Source organism: Streptomyces sp. NPDC001292 (genome assembly GCF_042896465.1).
Lineage (GTDB): Bacteria > Actinomycetota > Actinomycetes > Streptomycetales > Streptomycetaceae > Streptomyces.
In genome coordinates, this window is sequence record NZ_JBIAXG010000002.1 from 147,969 (window position 1) to 169,432 (window position 21,464).

The 21,464-nt window shown below is 70.8% G+C and carries 23 protein-coding genes; 19 read left to right on the forward strand and 4 right to left on the reverse strand.

Translation table 11 applies throughout. The features are described from left to right. The first annotated feature begins 5 nt into the window (after positions 1-5). Positions 6-821 (forward strand): inositol monophosphatase family protein, encoded by an 816-nt coding sequence (locus ACFY4A_RS03375; RefSeq protein WP_390827744.1) that lies wholly within the window; start codon positions 6-8, stop codon positions 819-821. Positions 822-895: 74 nt separating this feature from the next. Here the strand turns inward: ACFY4A_RS03375 and ACFY4A_RS03380 are convergent, their stop codons facing one another. Continuing rightward, entirely contained in the window at positions 896-1,069 is a 174-nt protein-coding gene (locus ACFY4A_RS03380) for a hypothetical protein (protein WP_019981855.1), read from the reverse strand. A gap of 422 nt (positions 1,070-1,491) precedes the next feature. Here ACFY4A_RS03380 and ACFY4A_RS03385 point away from each other — a divergent pair, with 422 nt between their 5' ends. The 4 genes from ACFY4A_RS03385 to ACFY4A_RS03400 all read left to right on the forward strand — a co-directional run bounded on the left by ACFY4A_RS03385 (position 1,492) and on the right by ACFY4A_RS03400 (position 5,092). Then, complete coding sequence (locus ACFY4A_RS03385; protein WP_028424348.1) at positions 1,492-2,145, forward strand: response regulator transcription factor; 654 nt, start codon at positions 1,492-1,494, stop codon at positions 2,143-2,145. Between the two features lie 6 nt (positions 2,146-2,151). After that, positions 2,152-3,399, forward strand: a complete 1,248-nt coding sequence (locus tag ACFY4A_RS03390; protein WP_390827745.1) for a sensor histidine kinase — start codon at positions 2,152-2,154, stop codon at positions 3,397-3,399. A gap of 393 nt (positions 3,400-3,792) precedes the next feature. Continuing rightward, a complete protein-coding gene (locus ACFY4A_RS03395; protein WP_003997302.1) occupies positions 3,793-4,089 on the forward strand; it encodes a DUF4193 domain-containing protein in 297 nt (98 codons plus the stop codon). A 13-nt stretch (positions 4,090-4,102) separates the two neighbouring features. Then, positions 4,103-5,092: a hypothetical protein gene (locus tag ACFY4A_RS03400; RefSeq protein ID WP_390827746.1), complete on the forward strand. Its 990-nt coding sequence runs from the start codon at positions 4,103-4,105 to the stop codon at positions 5,090-5,092. Positions 5,093-5,132: 40 nt separating this feature from the next. Here the strand turns inward: ACFY4A_RS03400 and ACFY4A_RS03405 are convergent, their stop codons facing one another. Then, positions 5,133-5,609: a DUF3093 domain-containing protein gene (locus tag ACFY4A_RS03405; protein WP_390827747.1), complete on the reverse strand. Its 477-nt coding sequence runs from the start codon at positions 5,607-5,609 to the stop codon at positions 5,133-5,135. Positions 5,610-5,666: 57 nt separating this feature from the next. On the opposite strand from ACFY4A_RS03405, the gene ACFY4A_RS03410 reads away from it, so the two are divergent. The 8 genes from ACFY4A_RS03410 to ACFY4A_RS03445 all read left to right on the forward strand — a co-directional run bounded on the left by ACFY4A_RS03410 (position 5,667) and on the right by ACFY4A_RS03445 (position 13,050). Beyond that, on the forward strand, positions 5,667-6,251 hold the full coding sequence (locus tag ACFY4A_RS03410; RefSeq protein WP_390827749.1) for a PaaI family thioesterase: 585 nt from the start codon (positions 5,667-5,669) through the stop codon (positions 6,249-6,251). Next, complete coding sequence (dut, locus tag ACFY4A_RS03415) at positions 6,248-6,799, forward strand: dUTP diphosphatase (RefSeq protein ID WP_390827750.1); 552 nt, start codon at positions 6,248-6,250, stop codon at positions 6,797-6,799. The genes ACFY4A_RS03410 and dut overlap by 4 nt, the downstream gene beginning before the upstream one ends. A 1-nt stretch (position 6,800) precedes the next feature. Beyond that, entirely contained in the window at positions 6,801-7,568 is a 768-nt protein-coding gene (locus ACFY4A_RS03420; protein ID WP_390827751.1) for a DUF3710 domain-containing protein, read from the forward strand. 177 nt (positions 7,569-7,745) lie between these two features. Next, positions 7,746-8,438: an ABC transporter ATP-binding protein gene (locus ACFY4A_RS03425; protein WP_390827752.1), complete on the forward strand. Its 693-nt coding sequence runs from the start codon at positions 7,746-7,748 to the stop codon at positions 8,436-8,438. A 177-nt stretch (positions 8,439-8,615) separates the two neighbouring features. Then, entirely contained in the window at positions 8,616-11,159 is a 2,544-nt protein-coding gene (locus ACFY4A_RS03430; protein ID WP_390827753.1) for an ATP-binding protein, read from the forward strand. Beyond that, positions 11,156-11,839 (forward strand): response regulator, encoded by a 684-nt coding sequence (locus tag ACFY4A_RS03435; protein WP_390827754.1) that lies wholly within the window; start codon positions 11,156-11,158, stop codon positions 11,837-11,839. Before ACFY4A_RS03430 ends, ACFY4A_RS03435 begins: the two co-directional genes overlap by 4 nt. A 41-nt stretch (positions 11,840-11,880) precedes the next feature. After that, a complete protein-coding gene (locus ACFY4A_RS03440; protein ID WP_390827755.1) occupies positions 11,881-12,279 on the forward strand; it encodes an OB-fold nucleic acid binding domain-containing protein in 399 nt (132 codons plus the stop codon). A gap of 3 nt (positions 12,280-12,282) precedes the next feature. Continuing rightward, positions 12,283-13,050: a DUF3159 domain-containing protein gene (locus tag ACFY4A_RS03445; protein WP_390827756.1), complete on the forward strand. Its 768-nt coding sequence runs from the start codon at positions 12,283-12,285 to the stop codon at positions 13,048-13,050. A gap of 112 nt (positions 13,051-13,162) precedes the next feature. On the opposite strand, the gene ACFY4A_RS03450 is transcribed toward ACFY4A_RS03445, so the two are convergent. Further along, positions 13,163-13,831 (reverse strand): potassium channel family protein, encoded by a 669-nt coding sequence (locus tag ACFY4A_RS03450; protein WP_384433828.1) that lies wholly within the window; start codon positions 13,829-13,831, stop codon positions 13,163-13,165. Further along, complete coding sequence (locus ACFY4A_RS03455) at positions 13,831-14,502, reverse strand: TrkA family potassium uptake protein (protein ID WP_141357528.1); 672 nt, start codon at positions 14,500-14,502, stop codon at positions 13,831-13,833. The genes ACFY4A_RS03450 and ACFY4A_RS03455 overlap by 1 nt, the downstream gene beginning before the upstream one ends. A 407-nt stretch (positions 14,503-14,909) precedes the next feature. On the opposite strand from ACFY4A_RS03455, the gene ACFY4A_RS03460 reads away from it, so the two are divergent. From ACFY4A_RS03460 to ACFY4A_RS03485, 6 genes are all read left to right on the forward strand, one after another. Further along, a complete protein-coding gene (locus tag ACFY4A_RS03460; protein WP_390827757.1) occupies positions 14,910-16,970 on the forward strand; it encodes an APC family permease in 2,061 nt (686 codons plus the stop codon). A 100-nt stretch (positions 16,971-17,070) separates the two neighbouring features. Beyond that, complete coding sequence (locus ACFY4A_RS03465; RefSeq protein ID WP_390827758.1) at positions 17,071-18,429, forward strand: class I SAM-dependent RNA methyltransferase; 1,359 nt, start codon at positions 17,071-17,073, stop codon at positions 18,427-18,429. A 298-nt stretch (positions 18,430-18,727) separates the two neighbouring features. Continuing rightward, positions 18,728-18,922: a ribbon-helix-helix protein, CopG family gene (locus ACFY4A_RS03470; protein ID WP_037672007.1), complete on the forward strand. Its 195-nt coding sequence runs from the start codon at positions 18,728-18,730 to the stop codon at positions 18,920-18,922. After that, positions 18,919-19,311, forward strand: a complete 393-nt coding sequence (locus ACFY4A_RS03475; RefSeq protein ID WP_390827759.1) for a type II toxin-antitoxin system death-on-curing family toxin — start codon at positions 18,919-18,921, stop codon at positions 19,309-19,311. Before ACFY4A_RS03470 ends, ACFY4A_RS03475 begins: the two co-directional genes overlap by 4 nt. A gap of 174 nt (positions 19,312-19,485) precedes the next feature. After that, positions 19,486-19,626 (forward strand): hypothetical protein, encoded by a 141-nt coding sequence (locus ACFY4A_RS03480; protein ID WP_390827760.1) that lies wholly within the window; start codon positions 19,486-19,488, stop codon positions 19,624-19,626. A gap of 692 nt (positions 19,627-20,318) precedes the next feature. Then, positions 20,319-21,437 carry an aldehyde dehydrogenase family protein gene (locus ACFY4A_RS03485; protein WP_390827761.1) on the forward strand — a complete coding sequence of 373 codons (1,119 nt, stop codon included), beginning with the start codon at positions 20,319-20,321 and terminating at the stop codon, positions 21,435-21,437. Positions 21,438-21,464 lie beyond the last annotated feature (27 nt).

Genomic DNA, 21,464 nt, shown 5'->3' on the forward strand with positions numbered 1-21,464 from the left:
GCCCCGTGACCGACACCCTGCCCGCGGAACTGCTGCAACTCGCCCGCCAGGCGGCCGCACGCGCCGGAGAGCTGCTGAAGGACGGACGCCCGGCCGACCTGACGGTGGCCGCCACCAAGTCCAGTCCGATCGACGTCGTGACCGAGATGGACATCGCCGCCGAGAAACTGATCACCGGCCTGATCGCCGACCGGCGCCCCGAGGACGGCTTCCTCGGCGAGGAGGGCGCCTGCGTCGAGGGCACGAGCGGCGTCCGGTGGGTGATCGACCCGCTCGACGGCACCGTGAACTACCTGTACGGACTGCCGACCTGGGCCGTCTCCATCGCGGCCGAGCTGGACGGCGAGGCGGTCGTCGGGGTCGTGGTCGTCCCGATGCGCGGCGAGGCGTTCCACGCCGTGCGCGGCCGCGGGGCCTGGGCCACCGGAGCCTGGGCCGGCGAGCGCAAGCTGGCCTGCCGCGCCGCGCCGCCCCTGGACCAGGCCCTCGTCGCCACCGGCTTCAACTACGTCGCCGAGGTCCGCGCCCACCAGGCCGACGTCGCCCACCGGCTGATCCCGCTGCTGCGCGACATCCGCCGCAGCGGCTCGGCCGCGGTGGACCTGTGCGACGTGGCGGTGGGCCGCCTGGACGGCTACTACGAGCGCGGTCTGAACGCGTGGGACTTCGCCGCGGGCGACCTGATCGCCAGGGAGTCGGGCGCGGTGACGGGTGGCCGCCCGGGAGAGCGTCCGTCCCGCGAGCTGACGGTCGCGGCCACCTCGGGCGTCTTCGAGCCCCTCCAGAGCCTCCTGGAGGAGTTCGGCGCCTGGCACGACTGAGGGCACGGGGCACAGCGGACAGCGGGACCCCGGCGCTGGATTCGCCGGGGTCCCGCTGTGCGCGTGCAGGCTGGTCAGACGCCGGACACGCCGACCTCCACACCGTGTTCGGCGGCGAGGCGGCGCAGGTCGTCGAGTTCGGCCAGCTCGACCTCGACGAGGAAGTCGTCGCCCTCGTCACGAGCCCGCGTCAGATCGGACTCGGTCGCCTTTATGCGCTGCAGAAGTCCTGCGGTGAATGCGTCCATGCTGCGCCCCCTCGTCCTGGGTCGGTGGGTCGGTGGCACGGGGGTGTGCCGTTCGGAAGGGGCGATCACGTCTCAACAGGTGCCCGGCGCTGCCCGACCGGGCGGCGACGGCGCTGGACACCCACACCCACTCCGCGGAAGCGGATCGCGGAGTACCGCATGGTGCTGCGGCACATGCAGAGCGTGATCGCGGGGTGTAAACCGTCCTCCCCCGACTCCTCGCGGCGGAAACCTCGGACGGGTAGAAAATTCGGGATTCGCGGACCCTTCGCCCGCCGCTCGCCTCCCGTCCACCGGCCGCTTCCACGGCTTACCGCCGACTTATGGCCGAAAAGGGCAGGATGGAAGCACACACTCACGAAGACCCCTGCCGGCGTGCGCCCCGAGCGGCGCTACGCGGGTGGACACAGGAAGGACAAGACGTGCGCGTACTCGTCGTCGAGGACGAGCAGCTGCTCGCCGATGCGGTGGCCACCGGACTGCGCCGGGAGGCCATGGCCGTCGACGTCGTGTACGACGGTGCGGCCGCCCTGGAGCGCATCGGCGTCAACGACTACGACGTGGTCGTCCTCGACCGCGACCTCCCGCTGGTGCACGGCGACGACGTCTGCCGCAAGATCGTCGAGCTGGGCATGCCGACGCGCGTGCTGATGCTCACCGCCTCCGGCGACGTCAGCGACCGTGTCGAGGGCCTGGAGATCGGCGCCGACGACTACCTCCCCAAGCCCTTCGCGTTCAGCGAGCTGACGGCACGCGTGCGGGCCCTGGGCCGGCGTACCAGCGTGCCCCTGCCGCCCGTCCTGGAGCGCGCGGGGATCAAGCTCGACCCCAACCGCCGCGAGGTCTTCCGCGACGGCAGGGAGGTCCAGCTCGCGCCGAAGGAGTTCGCGGTCCTGGAGGTCCTCATGCGCAGCGAGGGCGCCGTGGTCTCCGCGGAGCAGCTGCTGGAGAAGGCCTGGGACGAGAACACCGACCCGTTCACCAACGTCGTGCGCGTCACGGTGATGACGCTGCGGCGCAAGCTCGGCGAGCCCCCGGTGATCGTCACCGTGCCCGGCTCCGGCTATCGGATCTGATCCGCCGTGGCCGCGACCCCGGCGCCGCCCCAGGCGCCCCCGAAACCCACCTGGGACCCGAGAAGGCCGGAGCCGGCCTTCCCGTGGCTGCGCCCGACCATCCGGATACGGCTCACGCTGCTGTACGGCGGCATGTTCCTGATCGCCGGCATCCTGCTGCTGTCGATCATCTACCTGCTCGCCGCGCAGGCCCTGCGCAATGGCAACCAGCCGCTGTTCAAGATCGTCGACTTCAACGCCCTGAGGGTCACCAGCACCGACTGTCCGGGCGTCGACAACGGCAACCTGTCGCTGTCGGAGTTCAACGCCGCGATCAGCGCCTGCATCGACCACCAGCGCCAGGCCGCCCTGGACAGCCTGCTCAGCCGCTCGCTCCTCGCCCTGCTCGGCCTCGCCGTGATCGCCTTCGCGTTCGGCTACGCGATGGCCGGCCGCGTGCTGTCCCCGCTCGGCCGGATCACCCGCACCGCCCGCGCCGTGGCCGGCTCCGACCTGTCCCGGCGGATCGAGCTGGACGGCCCGGACGACGAGCTGAAGGAGCTCGCGGACACCTTCGACGACATGCTGGAGCGGCTGCAGCGGGCCTTCACCGCCCAGCAGCGCTTCGTCGGCAACGCCTCGCACGAGTTGCGCACGCCGCTCGCGATCAACCGCACGCTCCTGGAGGTGCAGCTCTCCGACCCGCACGCGCCGGTGGAGCTCCAGCAGCTCGGCAAGACCCTGCTGGCCACCAACGAGCGCAGCGAACAGCTCGTCGAGGGCCTGCTGCTGCTCGCCCGCAGCGACAACCAGATCGTCGAGCGCAAGCCGGTGGACCTCGCCGAGGTCGCCTCGCAGGCCGTCGACCAGGTGCACGCGGAGGCGGAGGCCAAGGGGGTCGTGATCCGCGGCGAATGCAAGCCGGCGGTCGTCCAGGGCAACGGCGTGCTGCTGGAGCGGATCGCCCTGAACCTGGTGCAGAACGCGGTGCGGTACAACGTGGCCGAAGAGGGGTGGGTGGAGGTCACCACGGACGTCCAGCACGGTCAGGCGATACTCGTCGTCACGAACACCGGGCCGGTCGTCCCGGCGTACGAGATCGACAACCTCTTCGAACCCTTCAGGCGGCTGCGTACCGAGCGCACCGGCAGCGACAAGGGCGTCGGCCTGGGTCTGTCCATCGCCCGCTCCGTGGCGCGGGCGCACGGCGGGCACATCTCGGCCCAGCCGCGTGAGGGAGGTGGCCTCGTGATGCGGGTGACGCTGCCGATCTGAGATCATTGCGCCGACACACGGGGATGTTCGCTTTGGGCGGAAATTCCCGGGGCCGTTCCCCACCTCTCCGTGTGTGATCGATCACATGGACGGTTTTTCAGCCATCTACTCTCCGTGGTCGTGTGAGCCCCTGAAATGCCGGAAAAATCCCGGTTTTCGGGGGGCATGATCACGGGAAGTACACGGTGAGACCGCTTTGAAGCGTGACATCCGGACCGTGTACGGTCCCGATCGCCATCCAAGCCGATCACTCTTGAGGAGTGCGGTTGGGTGTCGATTGAGTAACAGACCTTGATGTGAGGCAAAATCTCCGCCTCAGGTCGGGCACAAGTCCGGCCTCTCACGCGTTACGTGCGCTGGAGACACCGCATACACCCAGAGGGGGAGAGCGACATGGCAACCGATTACGACACCCCACGCAAGACCGACGACGACGTCGACTCGGACAGCCTGGAAGAGCTGAAGGCCAGGCGGAACGACAAGTCGACCTCCTCCGTGGACGTCGACGAGTTCGAGGCCGCCGAAGGCCTGGAGCTGCCCGGCGCGGACCTCTCGAACGAGGAACTGGCCGTCCGGGTGCTGCCCAAGCAGCAGGACGAGTTCACCTGCATGAGCTGCTTCCTGGTGCACCACCGCAGCCAGCTGGCCCGGGAGAAGAACGGTCAGCCGATCTGCCGCGACTGCGACTGAGGCCGGGTCGGCCGTGACCGGCTCGACCCCTCCTTGGAAGCGCCGCACCCCCAGTGGGGGAGCGGACTCGGGGCCGCCCGACGGCCCCCACGGCGCGCGTGACGACGAGCGAGGGCCGTCCCGTACATCCGACCCGAACGGATCGGCGGGATCGCCCGCGCTCGCATCGGTCTCCGGGCGCGGTGACCCCGCCGTCCCGGCGGGTGGATCCGCGCCCGTGGCCCGGCGGCAGGCCGCGGCGATCCGGCACAGGGCCCGGAAGGCCGGGGAAGTGGCCAGAAACGGCGCCCGCGTGGGCGGCGGCCACGCCAGGGCAGCCCTCTCGTACCTCACCGACCGCGTCATCGACATGGCCCCGCGGATCCCCGTACGGGACCTCACCACGCTGCGCCGGCAGTTCCCGGGCCTCGGGCCCGAACAGCTCGCGGACAGGCTGGTGGCGGGTGCGGCGGGCGCCTCCTCCACGGTCGGAGCGGGCGTCGGGGCGGCGGCGATGCTGCCGGTACCGCCCGCGATGCCGGCCCAGCTGGCCGCGGAGGTCACCGGAGTCGCGGCGATCGAACTCAAGCTGATCGCGGAGCTCCACGAGGTGTACGGGGCGCGGCCCCCCGGAAATCTGAAGGCCCGCAGTGCCGCGTATCTGTCGGTCTGGTCGCACGAGCGCCGGATCGACGTGTGGAACCCCTCGACGATCGACCTCGCCCTCGGGGGCCGGATGAGGCGCCAATTGCGCCGGCAGATCATGAAACGGACGGCGCGGGGCCTGCCCAAGCTGACGCCCTTCATGGTGGGCGCCGCGGCCGGCGCCGTCATGAACCGGCGCGAGACCAGAAGGCTCGCCGCCCGCATCCGCGCCGACCTGCGCAAGATCCAGGTCCCGTGGGACGAACTGCCCGCGCTGCCGCCCCTGGAGACGGCCGGGCATGCGCTGCCGCTCCAGGACACCACCGATGGCTCCGACGGTCCCGACACCACCGGGGGCTCCGGGGAACCCGGGAGCTGACGAGCCCGCCCAGGATCGCCCGTGCGAGGCCGTGCGGGCGTTACGCGGCCTCGGGCGCCGCGTCCGCACGCGCCGCACGCAGCGCCTCGGCCAGCCGCTCCGGCTCCCGCGTCGACAGGTACAGGTACGGCGTGGGGTCCTCCGGGTCGGTGACCTCCACCCGCAGCGCCCCGGGAATGTAGGCGCGCAGCAGCAGGAAGGCGCGGGTGTCGGCCTTGTGGGTGCGCCAGGCGCGCGCCTCCTCCGCGTCCAGCACCTCCGCCTCGCCGAGCGCCGTGACCGGGATCTTCGCCTCGCCCGCGATCAGCAGACCGCCCACGACCCGGATGCGCGGCGAGCCGTAGGAGCTCACCACGACCGCCGTCGCCGCGGTGCCGCCGACCAGGCCGCCCAGCATCGGCAGGGTGCCGAAGGGAAGCAGGATCAGGGCACAGGAGATGCCCATCAGAAGGCTGATCAGCCACCAGGAACGGGGCGCGGCGAGGCGTTCTTCGTACGGCTGGGCGGAGAGCTGCATGAACCAAGCTTGGCACGGTGTCGGGCGCATGCCGGCGCGCGGGTAAGGTCTGCGCCTGTGAGTGGTAGTTCCGCACCTCTTCAGCCCCCGCCCGACGCCGTGGATCCGGTCCGGCACCCCGACGCCCCCGCGCCCGGTGAACTCCTCGGCTCGCACTACGCCGAGTGCTTCGGCTGCGGCGGGGAGCAGCCGCACGGGCTGCACCTCCAGGCACGGGCCGGGGAGGGCGTCGGCATCACCGCCGAGTTCACCGTGCAGCCCGCCCACCAGGGCGCGCCCGGCCTCGCCCACGGCGGGGTCCTCGCGACCGCCCTCGACGAGGCCCTCGGCTCGCTGAACTGGCTGCTGCGGACGATCGCCGTGACCGGGCGGCTGGAGACGGACTACGTGCGTCCGGTGCCGGTCGGCACCACCCTGCATCTGGAGGCCGAGGTCACCGCGGTGGCCGGACGGAAGATCTACTCCAGGGCCACCGGACGTGTCGGCGGCCCGGACGGGCCGGTCGCCGTCCGTGCCGAGGCCCTTTTCATCGAGGTCAAGGTCGACCACTTCGTCGATCACGGCCGCGAGCAGGAGATCCAGGCCGCCATGAACGATCCGGACCAGGTCCGGCGCGTCCGCGCCTTCGAGGTGAACCCGTGAGCCGCGAGCCCCTGAGCGTGCTGATCCGGCGCGTGGACGCCGACGTACCGCTTCCGGCTTACGCGCACCCCGGTGACGCGGGCGCCGATCTGCGCACCACCGTGGTCTGCGAACTGGCGCCGGGGGAGCGGGCCGTACTGCCCACGGGCGTGTCTGTCGCGCTCCCCGAGGGGTACGCGGCCTTCGTGCACCCGCGTTCCGGACTCGCAGCCCGCTGCGGTGTCGCCCTCGTGAATGCCCCGGGGACGGTTGATGCCGGGTACCGTGGGGAGATCAAGGTGATCGTGGTGAATCTCGACCCGCGCGAGTCCGTGCGGTTCGAGCGCTTCGACCGGATTGCCCAACTGGTCGTCCAGCAGGTCGAGAGGGTCCGCTTCCAGGAGGTGGCGGAGCTTCCCGGCTCGGCGCGGGCCGAGGGGGGCTTCGGGTCCACCGGCGGCCACGCCGCCGTGGACGGCGCGAGCGGCACAAACGGCCGGGCCGCCGTGGGCGGCGCGGCGGGTGGGAATCGATACGCTTCGGTCGTATCCGACCGGGAAGGACAGTGACGTGTTCGGACGTCGCAAGAAGAAGGGTGCCGCCGAGGACGCGGCCGGCGAGGCCGAGCAGGTCGTCGACAACGTCGACACCGAGGCGGACGTAGACGTAGAGGGCGAGCGGGAGCGTGTGCGGCTCGAGCCCGGACCGCGGCCCGACGGACCCTGGGACAGCTCCGAGGTGCGCGAGCCGGCCGAGGGCCGGGTGGACCTCGGCGGCATGTTCGTGCCTGGTGTCGAGGGCATGGAGCTGCGGGTCGAGGTCGCGGGTGACGCGATCGTCGCGGCGACCGTCGTCCTGCAGGACAGCGCCATCCAGTTGCAGGCCTTCGCCGCGCCCAAGCGCGAGGGCATCTGGGGCGAGGTGCGCGAGGAGATCGGCAGCGGCATCACCCAGCAGGGCGGCATCGTGGACGAGGTCGAGGGGCCGCTGGGCTGGGAGCTGCGCGCGCAGGTCCCGGTGCAGCTGCCGGACGGCACGGGCGGCTACCAGGTCGTGCGGTTCGTCGGCGTGGACGGCCCCCGCTGGTTCCTGCGCGGGGTGATCTCCGGGCAGGGCGCGGTGCAGCCGCAGGCGGCCGGACTGCTCGAGCAGATCTTCCGGGACACGGTCGTGGTCCGCGGCGAGGGCCCGATGGCGCCCCGCGACCCGATCGTCCTGAAGCTGCCGAACGACGCGCAGATGGTGCCCGAGGGCGTCCAGCAGGACGAGGGCCAGTCCCGCTTCTCCGGCGGGCTGGGCCAGCTCCAGCGCGGCCCGGAGATCACCGAGGTCCGCTGAGAACGGTCATCGAACCCAGGGCCGTACCTCCCGGGGTGCGGCCCTCTGCCGTGCGCGGACCTCTCCGCGGTCCCGGCCGGAAACCTTCGCGATCGCCCGTCCGTTGGATGTTGAAGGGACGGGCACGGCTGGTGATGCCGGCGCCCGGTCCACGGGGGACGGAAACGGGGAGGGCACATGAGCCAGGTGATCACCGAGACCATGGTGCGGGTGGAGGACGTCCACAAATCCTACGGGCACTCGGCGGCCGCCGTGCACGCCCTGCGCGGAGTCTCCTTCGAGGTCCCGCGGGGCGAACTGGTCGCCCTCAAGGGCCGCTCGGGCTCCGGCAAGACCACGTTGCTCAATATCGTCGGCGGGCTCGACGAGCCGGACCGGGGACGGGTTCACGTCGACGGCCGCGATCTGTCCGAACTCGGCGAGGACGGCATCCTCGCCCTGCGCCGGGACCGCATCGGGTTCGTCTTCCAGTCCTTCGGGCTCATCCCGATCCTCACCGCCGCGGAGAACGTCGGCGTGCCGATGCGGCTGCGCCGCGCCGAGCCGCGCGCCCGGGAGGAGCGCGTCGAGCTGCTGCTGTCCCTGGTCGGCCTCGCCGACCACGCCCGGCAGCGACCCGGTGAGCTCTCCGGCGGCCAGCAGCAGCGCGTGGCCATCGCCCGCGCCCTCGCCAACGAGCCGGCGTTGCTGATAGCCGACGAGCCGACCGGCCAGCTCGACGCGGAGACCGGCCACGCCGTGATGGAGCTGCTGCGCGCGGTCGTCCGCAGCGAGCAGGTCACCGCACTGGTCGCGACCCACGACGCGACCCTGCTGGACCTCGCCGACCGGGTTCTGGAGTTGCGCGACGGGAGAATCGTCGAATCGTGACGCCGCGACGCCCTGACGCTTGATGCCCTGACGTCGTAACGTCGTCACGCCGTGACGCTGTGCACGTCAGGGTTGCGTCAAAGACGGCCATCCGCCCCCGCGCGACCCCTTATGTCGCGATTATCGGCCGTAAGGTCGACGCGGCATGCACAGGCGTGACGGGAAGACAATGGGGCCATGGGACGCGGCAAGCTTCGGATCTACCTCGGTGCGGCACCAGGCGTCGGCAAGACGTACGCGATGCTGTCCGAGGCACACCGCCGGGTGGAGCGGGGCACCGACTGTGTCGTGGCGTTCGTCGAGCACCACGACCGGCCGCGCACCGAGGTGATGCTGCACGGCCTGGAGCAGGTCCCCCGCAAGGCACTGGAGTACCGGGGGAGCACCTTCACCGAGATGGACGTCGACGCCGCGCTGCGCCGCGCCCCGGCCGTCGCCCTGGTGGACGAACTCGCCCACACCAACATCCCCGGCTCCCGCAACGCCAAGCGCTGGCAGGACGTGGAGGAACTGCTCGCGGCCGGCGTCGACGTCATCTCCACGGTCAACATCCAGCACCTGGAGTCCCTCGGCGACGTGGTCGAGTCGATCACCGGCATACGGCAGCGCGAGACCGTCCCCGACGAGGTGGTGCGGCGTGCCGACCAGATCGAACTGGTCGACATGTCGCCGGAGGCCCTGCGCCGCCGGATGGCGCACGGCAACATCTACAAGTCGGACAAGGTCGACGCCGCCCTGTCCAACTACTTCCGGCCCGGCAACCTCACCGCGCTGCGCGAGCTGGCCCTGCTGTGGGTGGCCGACCGGGTCGACGAGTACCTCCAGCGCTACCGCAGCGAGCACCAGGTCTCCAGGATCTGGGGCTCGCGCGAGCGGATCGTGGTCGGGCTGACCGGCGGTCCCGAGGGGCGCACGCTGATCCGCCGGGCGGCCCGGCTGGCCGAGAAGGGCGCCGGAGGGGAGGTCATGGCCGTCTACATCGCCCGCAGCGACGGACTGACCTCCGCCTCTCCGAAGGAGCTGACCGTCCAGCGCACCCTCGTGGAGGACCTGGGCGGCACCTTCCACCACGTCGTCGGCGACGACATACCGGCCGCGCTGCTCGACTTCGCCCGCGGGGTCAACGCCACGCAGATCGTGCTGGGCTCCTCGCGCCGCAAGACGTGGCAGTACGTCTTCGGACCGGGCGTGGGTGCCACGGTGGCCCGCGAGTCGGGGCCCGACCTCGACGTGCACATCGTCACCCACGGGCAGGTCGCCAAGGGGCGCGGACTGCCGGTGGCCCGCGGTGCCCGGCTCGGGCGCGCCCGGATCGTCTGGGGCTGGACGGTGGCGGTCGCCGGACCGGTGGCCCTCGCGCTGCTGCTGAACGCCGGGGACCTCGGCCTGGCCAACGACATGCTGCTGTTCCTGGCCCTGACGGTGGCCGCGGCCCTGCTGGGCGGGTTGCTGCCGGCGCTCGCCTCGGCCGCCGTCGGATCGTTTCTGCTGAACTACTACTACACCCCGCCCCTGCACCGGCTCACCATCGCAGACCCCAAGAACATCGTCGCCATCGCGATCTTCGTCGGGGTCGCCGTGTCCGTCGCCTCGGTGGTGGACCTCGCGGCCCGCCGCACCCACCAGGCCGCCCGGCTGCGCGCCGAGGCGGAGATACTGTCCTTCCTCGCGGGCAGCGTGCTGCGCGGCGAGACGAGCCTGGAAGCGCTCCTTGAGCGGGTCCGCGAGACCTTCGGCATGGAGTCGGTGGCGCTCCTCGAGCGGCAGAGCGACGTGGACCCCTGGACCTGCGCCGGCCGGGTGGGCACGGGCGGACCGCTCCAGCGCCCGGAGGACGCCGACGTGGACATGCCCGTCGGCGACCACATGGCGCTGGCGCTGACCGGACGGGTGCTGCCCGCCTCCGACCGCCGCGTACTGGCCGCCTTCGCCGCCCAGGCCGCTGTCGTCCTGGAGCGCCGGCGCCTCCAGGAGGAGGCCGACCGGGCCCGCGCCCTCGCGGAGGGCAACCGCATCCGCACCGCGCTGCTCGCCGCCGTCAGCCACGACCTGCGCACGCCGCTCGCCGGGATCAAGGCGGCCGTCTCCTCGCTCCGGTCCGAGGACGTGGAGTGGTCCGAGGAGGACCGCGCGGAACTGCTCCAGGGCATCGAGGAGGGCGCCGACCGGCTCGACCACCTGGTGGGCAACCTGCTGGACATGTCCCGCCTGCAGACCGGCACCGTCACCCCGCTGATCCGCGAGATCGACCTCGACGAGGTGGTCCCGATGGCGCTGGGCGGGGTGCCCGAGGACAGTGTGGAGCTGGACATTCCCGAGTCCCTGCCGATGGTGGCCGTCGACCCCGGGCTGCTGGAGCGCGCGGTGGCCAACCTGGTGGAGAACGCCGTGAAGTACAGTCCGCCGGACGAGCCGGTGCTGGTGTCCGCCAGTGCCATGGCCGACCGGGTCGAGGTCCGGGTCGTCGACCGCGGACCCGGCGTCCCGGACGAGGCCAAGGACCGTATCTTTGAGCCGTTCCAGCGGCACGGCGACGCCCCGCGCGGAGCCGGCGTCGGCCTCGGTCTCGCCGTGGCACGCGGCTTCGCCGAGGCCATGAGCGGCACGCTCAACGCCGAGGACACGCCCGGCGGCGGTCTGACGATGGTCCTCACCCTGCGGGCCGCGGAGAGCCTTCGCGCTGCCGCCCGGCCCACCGAACCAGAAAGGCTCACCACATGACGCGGGTGCTGGTGGTCGACGACGAGCCGCAGATCGTGCGCGCCCTCGTGATCAACCTCAAGGCACGCAAGTACGAGGTCGACGCCGCCGCCGACGGCAGGACCGCCCTCGACCTCGCCGCCTCCCGCCACCCCGACGTGGTCGTTCTCGACCTGGGCCTGCCAGACATGGACGGCGTCGAGGTGATCAGAGGCCTGCGCGGCTGGACCCGCGTGCCGATCCTGGTGCTGTCCGCCCGGCACTCCTCCGACGAGAAGGTCCAGGCGCTGGACGCGGGCGCCGACGACTATGTCACCAAGCCCTTCGGCATGGACGAGCTGCTGGCCCGGCTGCGGGCCGCCGTCCGCCGCGCCGAGCCCGTCGGCAGTGGTGAGGACGGCGTGCTGGTGGAGACCGAGGACTTCACCGTCGACCTGGCCGCGAAGAAGGTCAACCGGGCCGGCAAGGACGTACGGCTCACCCCGACCGAATGGCATCTGCTGGAGGTGCTGGTGCGCAACACCGGCCGGCTGGTCAGCCAGAAGCAGCTGCTCCAGGAGGTGTGGGGGCCGTCGTACGGCACGGAGACGAACTATCTGCGCGTGTACATGGCGCAGCTGCGCAGGAAACTGGAGGCCGATCCCTCGCACCCCAAGCACTTCGTCACCGAGCCGGGGATGGGCTACCGGTTCGAGAAGTGAGCGGTTACGTCGCCCTCGGGACTCCCCGGTACGCTTCAGACATGAGTGCTGTTCCTCGTTCAGAAAAGCCGGTGGGCCGGTTCCGGCGCATGCTCGACCGGCTTTCCTCGTCGCAGGAGGACCTGGAGTCCGAGGAACTGCGGGAGGACGCCGAGACCGCGGGCTGTACGCGCATCGGCGACTGCCACGACCGGCAGATCGTCACGGTTACTGGTACCTTGCGCACGGTCACCCTGCGTCCACGTGCCGGAGTCCCGGCCCTGGAGGCCGAGTTGTTCGACGGCACGGCCGCGTTGGACGTGGTGTGGCTCGGCAGGCGCTCCATCGTCGGGATCGAACCGGGGCGCAGGCTGATCGCATCGGGCCGGATCTCGATGAGCCGGGGCCGCCGGGTGCTGTTCAACCCCAAGTACGAACTGCGACCCCTCGGACGGGAGTAGCCCGTGACGCCACTCGACAAGCCGACCGAAAACACGACTGCCGACGACGATGCCCGGGCGGTGACGGAGGCCGCGCTGTTCGAGGCGTTCGGCGGGGTGCGGGGCATGGTCGAGACGGTGCTGCCCGGCCTCCTCTTCGTCACCATCTTCACGATCAACAAGGACCTGCACTGGTCGGCGATCGCCGCGCTGGCCGTGTCGCTGCTGCTGGTCGTGGTCCGGCTGGCGATGCGGGACACCGTCAAGCACGCCTTCAGCGGTGTCTTCGGCGTCGCCTTCGGTGTCGTCTTCGCGATGATGACCGGCAACGCCAAGGACTTCTACCTGCCCGGCATGCTCTACACGCTGGGCCTGGCCCTGGCGTACATCGTGACCACGCTGGCCGGGGTCCCGCTGATCGGCCTGATGCTCGGCCCGGTCTTCAAGGAGAACCTCTCCTGGCGCACCCGCAACCCGGGCCGCAAGAAGGCCTACGCCAAGGCGAGCTGGGCCTGGGGCCTGATCCTGCTCGCCAAGTGCGCGATCCTCTTCCCGCTGTACTGGTGGGCCGACACCACCCAGCTCGGCTGGGTCCTGGTCACGCTGAAGATCCCGCCGTTCCTGCTGGCGGTCTGGCTGACCTGGGTCTTCCTCGCGAAGGCGCCCGCGCCCATCGACGTGTTCGCGGAGATGGAGGCGGAGGAGAAGGCCGAGGAGGAGCGCAAGGCGGCCCTGGCACAGGAGGAGCACGGCGAGGCACCGGCCGCCGGCCGTCACCGCCGCCAGACCTGAGCATCGCCCGTACGACGGCGAGGGGCGCCCGGATCTCCGGGCGCCCCTCGCCGTTCGTAGCGGGCGCGGGTGCTCGTACCGGGCGCCCCTCGCCGTATGCGGACGTCGGTGCTCAGCGTTCCCGGCGCACCGACAGCAGATCCTCCAGCTGCTCCTCACGGGCCTGCGCGGCCACGAACAGCAGCTCGTCACCCGGCTCCAGGGAGTCCTCCCGGGACGGCGTGAGCACCCGGGTGCCGCGGATGATGGTGACCAGCGAGGTGTCCTCCGGCCACTCGACGTCCCCGACCTGGGTGCCGGCCAGGGCCGACTCCTCCGGCAGGGTCAGCTCCACCAGGTTGGCGTCGCCGTGGCTGAAGCGCAGCAGCCGGACCAGGTCGCCGACGCTCACCGCCTCCTCGACCAGCGCGGACATCAGACGCGGGGTGGACACGGCCACGTCCACGCCCCAGGCCTCGTTGAACAGCCACTCGTTCTTCGGGTTGTTCACGCGGGCCACCACCCGCGGCACGCCGTACTCCGTCCTCGCCAGCAGGGAGACGACGAGGTTCACCTTGTCGTCGCCCGTCGCGGCGATCACGACGTTGCACCGCTGAAGCGCCGCCTCGTCCAGCGAGGTGATCTCGCAGGCGTCGGCCAGCAGCCACTCCGCCTGCGGCACGCGCTCGACCGAGATGGCGGTCGGCGCCTTGTCGATGAGAAGGACCTCGTGGCCGTTCTCCAGCAGCTCGCCCGCGATCGAGCGACCGACCGCGCCGGCACCTGCAATGGCGACCCTCATCAGTGACCGCTCTCCTCTTCCGGGCCCTCGGCGAACGCCGCCTCGACCTTCTCCACGTCGTCCGTCCGCATCATCACGTGCACGAGGTCGCCCTCCTGGAGCACCGTCTGCGAGCTCGGCAGGATCGCCTCGCCGAGGCGGGTCAGGAACGCCACCCGGACGCCCGTCTCCTCCTGAAGTCTGCTGATCTTGTGGCCCACCCACTTCGGGGAGGCGTGCACCTCGGCGAGCTGGACGCCGCCGGTGGGGTCGCGCCACAGCGGCTCCGCGCCCGAGGGCAGCAGCCGGCGGAGCATCTGGTCGGCCGTCCAGCGGACCGTGGCCACGGTCGGGATGCCCAGGCGCTGGTACACCTCGGCGCGGCGGGGGTCGTAGATACGGGCCGCGACGTTCTGCACGCCGAACATCTCGCGGGCCACCCGCGCGGAGATGATGTTGGAGTTGTCGCCGCTGGAGACGGCCGCGAAGGCACCGGCCTCCTCGATGCCCGCCTCGCGCAGGGTGTCCTGGTCGAAGCCGATTCCGGTGACCCGGCGGCCACCGAACCCGGGGCCCAGCCTGCGGAAGGCGGTGGGGTCCTGGTCGATCACGGCGACCGTGTGCCCCTGTTGCTCCAGGGTCTGGGCGAGAGCGGAGCCCACTCTCCCGCAGCCCATGATGACGATGTGCACGACCGTCCTTCCGATGTCAATAGCGACTGCTCAGTCCCATCAGGGTCTCAGACAGAGGGACAAGCTACACATGCCCGGTTCGGGGCGGGCACCCCCCTGCCGCATCCTTAACGCCTCCGCGGTGGGCGGCGCCTCACTCGGCCTCGGGCCGGCGCCGAGTGATGCTGCGCACGCTGCGCAGGGTCAGGAATCCGAGGCCGAGCAACGCGGCGGCGGCGCCGATCAGCTCCGCGGTCGTGGGCATGGGACCTCCGGGGGGTCGGCGGGGAGCGGGATCCAGACATCTAGGCACGGCGCACACCCCACCTGCGGAATCCGCAGGGTCTTCGGTACCGGAATTCACTCGTGAGGCAGATCCGGGACGGCAGGTGCACGACCCGGCGGGCAAAGGCCTACGATCCTCTGTTGTGTCCAAACTGACCGACGTGCCCAAACGTATTCTGATCGGGCGCGCACTGCGCAGTGACCGGCTGAGCGAAACGCTCCTGCCGAAGCGCATCGCCCTACCCGTCTTCGCCTCCGACTCGCTGTCCTCCGTGGCGTACGCGCCCGGTGAGGTCCTGCTGGTCCTTTCCGTCGCTGGCGTGTCGGCGTACCACTTCAGCCCCTGGATAGCGGTCGCGGTGGCCGTGCTGATGCTGACCGTGGTCGCCTCCTACCGGCAGAACGTGCACGCCTACCCGAGCGGCGGCGGCGACTACGAGGTGGCTACCACCAACCTCGGCTCCAAGGCGGGCCTGACCGTCGCCAGCGCGCTGCTGGTCGACTACGTCCTGACCGTCGCCGTCTCCATCTCCTCCGGCATCGAGAACCTCGGCTCCGCCGTCCCCTTCGTCGTCCAGCACAAGGTGCTGTGCGCGGTGGCGGTGATCGTGCTCCTGACACTGATGAACCTGCGCGGGGTGAAGGAGTCGGGCACGCTCTTCGCCATCCCCACGTACGTGTTCGTCTCCGGCGTCTTCATCATGATCGTGTGGGGCGCCGTCCGCGGGCTCGTCCTCGGCGACACCATGCGGGCGCCGACCGCCGACCTCCACATCAAGGCCGAACACGAGGGACTCGCCGGCTTCGCCCTAGTCTTCCTGCTGCTGCGCGCCTTCTCCTCCGGCTGCGCCGCGCTCACCGGCGTCGAGGCGATCTCCAACGGCGTCCCCGCCTTCCGCAAGCCGAAGTCCAGGAACGCGGCGAGCACGCTGGCGATGATCGGCCTGCTGGCCGTGACGATGTTCTGCGGCATCGTCACGCTGGCCATGACGACCGGCGTCCGCATGTCCGACAACCCGGCCGCCAACCTCCTGCGCGACGGTGTCCCGGTCGGCCCGGACTATGTGCAGAACCCGGTGATCTCCCAGGTCGCCGAGGCCGTCTTCGGCAAGGGCAGCTTCCTGTTCCTCGTCCTGGCCGCCGCGACGGCGCTGGTCCTCTTCCTGGCCGCCAACACCGCGTACAACGGCTTCCCGGTGCTCGGCTCGATCCTCGCCCAGGACCGCTTCCTGCCCCGTCAGCTGCACACCCGCGGCGACCGGCTCGCCTTCTCCAACGGCATCGTGCTGCTCGCGGGCGCCGCCGCCCTGCTGACCGTCGTGTACGGCGCCGACTCGACCCGGCTGATCCAGCTGTACATCGTCGGGGTGTTCGTGTCCTTCACCCTCAGCCAGGTCGGCATGGTCAAGCACTGGAACCGCCACCTGGCCACCGAGCGGGACCCGGCCAGGCGCAGCCACATGATCCGCTCCCGCGCCATCAACACCTTCGGCGCCTTCCTCACCAGCACGGTGCTGGTCGTCGTCCTCGTCACCAAGTTCACGCACGGCGCATGGGTGGCCCTGCTCGGCATGTGCATCTTCTTCGCGACGATGACCGCGATCCGCAAGCACTACGACCGGGTCTCCGAGGAGCTCGCGGCCCCCGACGGCCCGGGCGACGACACCGTCCGGCCCTCCCGCGTCCACTCCGTGGTCCTCATCTCCAAGATCCACCGTCCCACCCTGCGCGCCCTGGCGTACGCCAAGCTGATGCGCTCGGACACCCTGGAGGGGCTCACCGTCAACGTGGACCCGGCCGAGACCCGGGCGCTGCGCGAGGAGTGGGAACGGCGCGGCATCGACGTGCCCCTGAAGGTGCTCGACTCGCCCTACCGCGAGGTCACCCGCCCGGTCATCGAGTACGTGAAGAGCCTGCGCAAGGAGTCCCCGCGCGACGCCGTCTCGGTGATCATCCCCGAGTACGTCGTCGGTCACTGGTACGAGCACTTGCTGCACAACCAGAGCGCGCTGCGCCTGAAGGGCCGGCTGCTGTTCACGCCGGGCGTGATGGTCACCTCGGTGCCCTACCAGCTCGCCTCCTCCGAGGCGGCCAAGCTGCGCGCTCGCAGGCGCCAGGACTGGAACGCGCCCGGCGCGGTGCGGCGTGGCCCGGCCCAGGAGCGCGTGAAGGAGCCGAAGGAGTCGCCGGCCACGAAGGGCTGACCGGCCCCGCGGCCTCTTGGTGAACGGCCGGACGGTACCCACGTAGACTGGTGGGCTGTTGTCCGGCCGTCCGCATCTTTCGATCTGGAGTCACCCCACCATGCAGGCAGAACCGAAGAACTCGCAGGTGGGACCGGAGCCGGGCGGCTCACTGGTGGGGCAGGAGTACGAGGTCGAGATCGGCCCCGTCGCCCACGGCGGCCACTGCATCGCCCGTACCGCCGAGGGTCAGGTGCTGTTCGTACGGCACGCGCTGCCCGGCGAGCGGGTCGTGGCCCGGGTGACCGAGGGCGAGGAGGGCGCCCGATTCCTGCGCGCGGACGCGGTACGGATCATCGACGCCTCCAAGGACCGCATCGAGGCCCCCTGCCCCTACGCCGGACCCGGCCGCTGCGGCGGCTGCGACTGGCAGCACGCCAAGCCGGGAGCCCAGCGACGGCTCAAGGGCGAGGTGATCGCCGAGCAGCTGAAGCGGCTCGCGGTCCTGACGCCCGAGGAGGCCGGCTGGGACGGCACGGTGATGCCCGCCGAGGGCGACAAGCTGCCCGCGGGCGAGGTCCCGCAGTGGCGCACCCGAGTGCAGTACGCGGTCGACCCCGCCACGGGGAAGGCGGGTCTGCGCCGCCACCGCTCGCACGAGGTCGAGCCGATCGACCACTGCATGATCGCGGCTGCCGGAGTGAGCGAACTGGGCATCGAGCGGCGCGACTGGGACGGCATGGAGTCCGTCGAGGCGATCGCTGCCACGGGCTCGCAGGACCGCCAGGTGATCCTGACCCCGCGCCCGGGCGCCCGCCTGCCGCTGGTGGAACTGGACAAGCCGGTCTCCGTTCTCCGGGTCGACGAGAAGACTGGCGGCGTCCACCGCGTGCACGGCCGCCCGTTCGTCCGCGAACGCGCCGACGGCCGCACCCACCGCGTCGGGAACGGCGGCTTCTGGCAGGTCCACCCGAAGGCGGCGGACACCCTGGTCACGGCGGTCATGCAGGGCCTCCTGCCCCGCAAGGGCGACATGGCCCTCGACCTGTACTGCGGCGTCGGCCTCTTCGCCGGCGCCCTGGCCGACCGCGTCGGCGACAAGGGCGCGGTGCTCGGCATCGAGTCCGGCAAGCGCGCGGTGGAGGACGCCCGGCACAACCTCGCGGGCTTCCCCCGCGTCCGCGTCGAACAGGGCAAGGTCGAGTCCGTCCTCCCGCGCACCGGCATCACCGAGGTCGACCTGATCGTCCTCGACCCGCCCCGAGCGGGCGCCGGCCGCACCACGGTCGCCCACCTCACCTCCCTCGCCGCCCGCCGCATCGCCTATGTGGCCTGCGACCCGGCCGCCCTGGCCCGAGACCTGGCGTACTTCCGCGAGGGCGGCTACCGGGTACGGACACTGCGGGCGTTCGACCTGTTCCCGATGACGTCGCACGTGGAGTGCGTCGCGGTCCTTGAGCCTGCGGGCAAAGGTGCCTGACCTGCGGTTTTGTTGTTCGGGTGGGTTGCTCGACCTGTTTCCCTCCGTGAAGCGGTTCGAGCGGACGGATCGATCTTTGAGAGCTCCCTGACCTGCGGATTCGTGCGCGAGACGCTTGCATCGGCGACGCTTCAGAGGCTCTTTCGGAGATTCTTGACGCTCGGATGACGCTCGAAGCGGAAGTCTCTGCTGCACCTCCGCAGTGGCGGTGCGAGCGACCATCCCGGCCCCACGCTCCTTGGAGCCGAGAGCGCGGCCCTACCGCGCCACCTTGATACCGGCCTGGTATCATCTCTGTATGGCGATGACACTCCGACTCCCCGACGATCTTGACGCGAAGCTCACCGAGCGGGCTCGTCGGGAGGGCCGCAGCAAGCAGGAACTGGCCATTGAGGCCATCCGTGACGCCCAGAACCGGGCCGAGCTGAAGGTCGATGACGTCCTCGCCGAGCTCATGGACAGCGATGCGGAGATCCTGGACTACCTGAAGTGACCCAAGTGCGCTACATCCAGATCGACGAGATCCTGGCCATCGCCCGCACGGTCAACGGTACCGAGCACAGCGTGCGTGACATGGGCCTTCTGGTGTCAGCGATCGAGCGACCCCGGACGAACGTGTTCGGAGCCGAGCTGTATCCCACGCTGCACGAGAAGGCGGCGGCACTGCTGCACTCCGTCGCCCGCAATCACGCGCTGATCGACGGCAACAAGCGCACCGCCTGGCTCGCCATGCGTGTCTTCCTGCGGTTCAACGGCGTCAGCGCCAGTACCGTCCCGCCACCCGTCTCCGTTGCCGGCCCGTTCGTAGAGGAAGTCGCACAGGACAACATCGATGTACCGGTCATCGCCAAGCGCCTCTCGACCTGGTTCCCCATTTCCTGACGTTCGACGTCGTGCGGTGGGGACGGAGAGAGGTTCCGTAAGCGGTGCTGGCTCCAGGCAGTCCGCCGGGCAGACTGATCCCGTTCTCTTGGGATCTGTTCGTTCAGCGGGTTGATTCGTACGCCTTCGCGAGACGGAGCAGCGAGTCCGCTCGGGTGGCGTCCCGAGAGTGAGGTGACCGACACCCACCCCGCCCTGCCGACTCGGCTGGCTCCCGGCCTCGACGAGGACGGAGGCCGTGGCCTGCTCCTCGTCGACGTCCTCGTCACCGACTGGGGCGTACGCGACCGCCTCTGCCCTGGCAAGACGGTCTGAGCGGAGAGCGCCCTGATTCCTCGTACGCGGCCTGGGATTTGATGTCGAGCCGGACCCGGTGGGCGGGCGTCCAGTCGAGCAGACTGGACGCCCGCCCCGGCCATGGCTGGGTTCGGGCGAACGCCAGCAGCGGAACCCGCGGGTCGTGCCCCGGGGCTCGACGTCCGTGTAAGGCTTAGACCACTCGTCCCACAGGTCGTCTTCGGCCACGTCTGCTTACACCAGGGACTCCGCACACGCTTCCGGCACCGGTACCCCTGCGGCCGACGGCCTCCCGCGGATCGCCCACCCTCATCGGAACGGCCAGTGACGATATCCCGAGCCCCAACGGCTCGCTAGCGGCGACCCTTGCGTACCCTCCAGCGGCCGTCGGCGCGACGGGCGCGTTCAACCTCTTCGACCTCTTCGACCAGGGCAAGCGCATCCTCGGATGCAACTACGGCTCCAGCGTCGGCGCGATCGACATCCCCAAACTGGCCCGCCTCTACCTGGCCGGACGGCTGCCGCTGGACGAGCTGATCAGCGCCGTCCGCCCCCTCCGGGAGGCAGCCGCCGCCGTCCAGGACCTCAAATCGAACGTCAAGGTCCGCACCATTCTGGAGCCGTAGGGCTCCTCAATACCGGCCCCTGCGGCACACACGTACGCCGGACCGGCCTCCGGCCGCCGCACCCCAACACTTCCTGGAGACTTGATGTACGCCGTCACCGACCCGTCCACCGGCACGACCGCACAGACCTATCCGACCGCCACCGACACCGAGGTCACGGCAGCCGTCGACGCTGCCCACGCGGCCACCACCTGGGGACGAAACAGCTCAGTGGCCGAACGTGCCACGCTCCTGCGCCGACTCGGCGATCTGCACAGCCGACACCGTGCCGATCTGGCCCACAGCATCGTGCGGGAGATGGGCAAGCCACTTAAGGAAGCCGAGGGCGAGATCGACTTCTGCGCCGACATCTACCACTACTACGCCGACCACGCCGAGCAGTTCCTCGCCGATGAGGAACTCGACGTCACCTCCGGCCCCGGCCGCGCTGTCATCCGGCGCAGCCCGGTCGGCGTCCTGCTCGGCATCATGCCGTGGAACTTCCCCGCCTACCAGGTCGCGCGGTTCGCCGCCCCGAACCTCGCCCTGGGCAACACCATCGTCCTCAAGCACGCCCCGCAGTGCCCGGCCACCGCGGCGCTGCTGGAGAAGCTCTGCACCGAGGCTGGCTTACCCGCCGGGGCGTACGTCAACGTCTACGCCACCAACGAACAGATCGCCCAGGTGATCGCCGACCCACGCGTCCAAGGCGTGTCCCTCACCGGCTCGGAACGGGCCGGCGCTGCCGTGGCCGAGATCGCCGGACGGCACCTGAAGAAGGTTGTCCTCGAACTCGGTGGCTCCGACCCGTTCATCGTGCTCTCCACCGACGACCTCGATTCCGTGGTGGAGGCCGCGGTTTCCGCTCGCCTCGAAAACACCGGCCAAGCCTGCAACGCCGCCAAGCGGTTCGTCGTCGTGTCCGAGGAAGGGCGCGCGCACGGCCAGGCATGGCTGTGCCCCCGAGCCTTCCCGAGCCTGCCCTCCCCGAACTCCCGTACGTGCGTACTCACGTACTCCCGGACGCGCAGGCCGTCACCCGGTTTCACCGCACCGCCGCAGCCCTTCGATGGCAAGGACGTCGAGGTGCTGTACCTGCGGCTGATGACGGCCCATCACAAGGACGGCGTCGACATGGCGCGCGACGCGGTGCGGCCGACGACGCCAAGGTCAAGCGGCTCGCGCAGACCGCGGTCGACGGGCAGCGGGCGGAGCTGGACCTGATGGCCGACATGCTCGCCCGGCAGGACG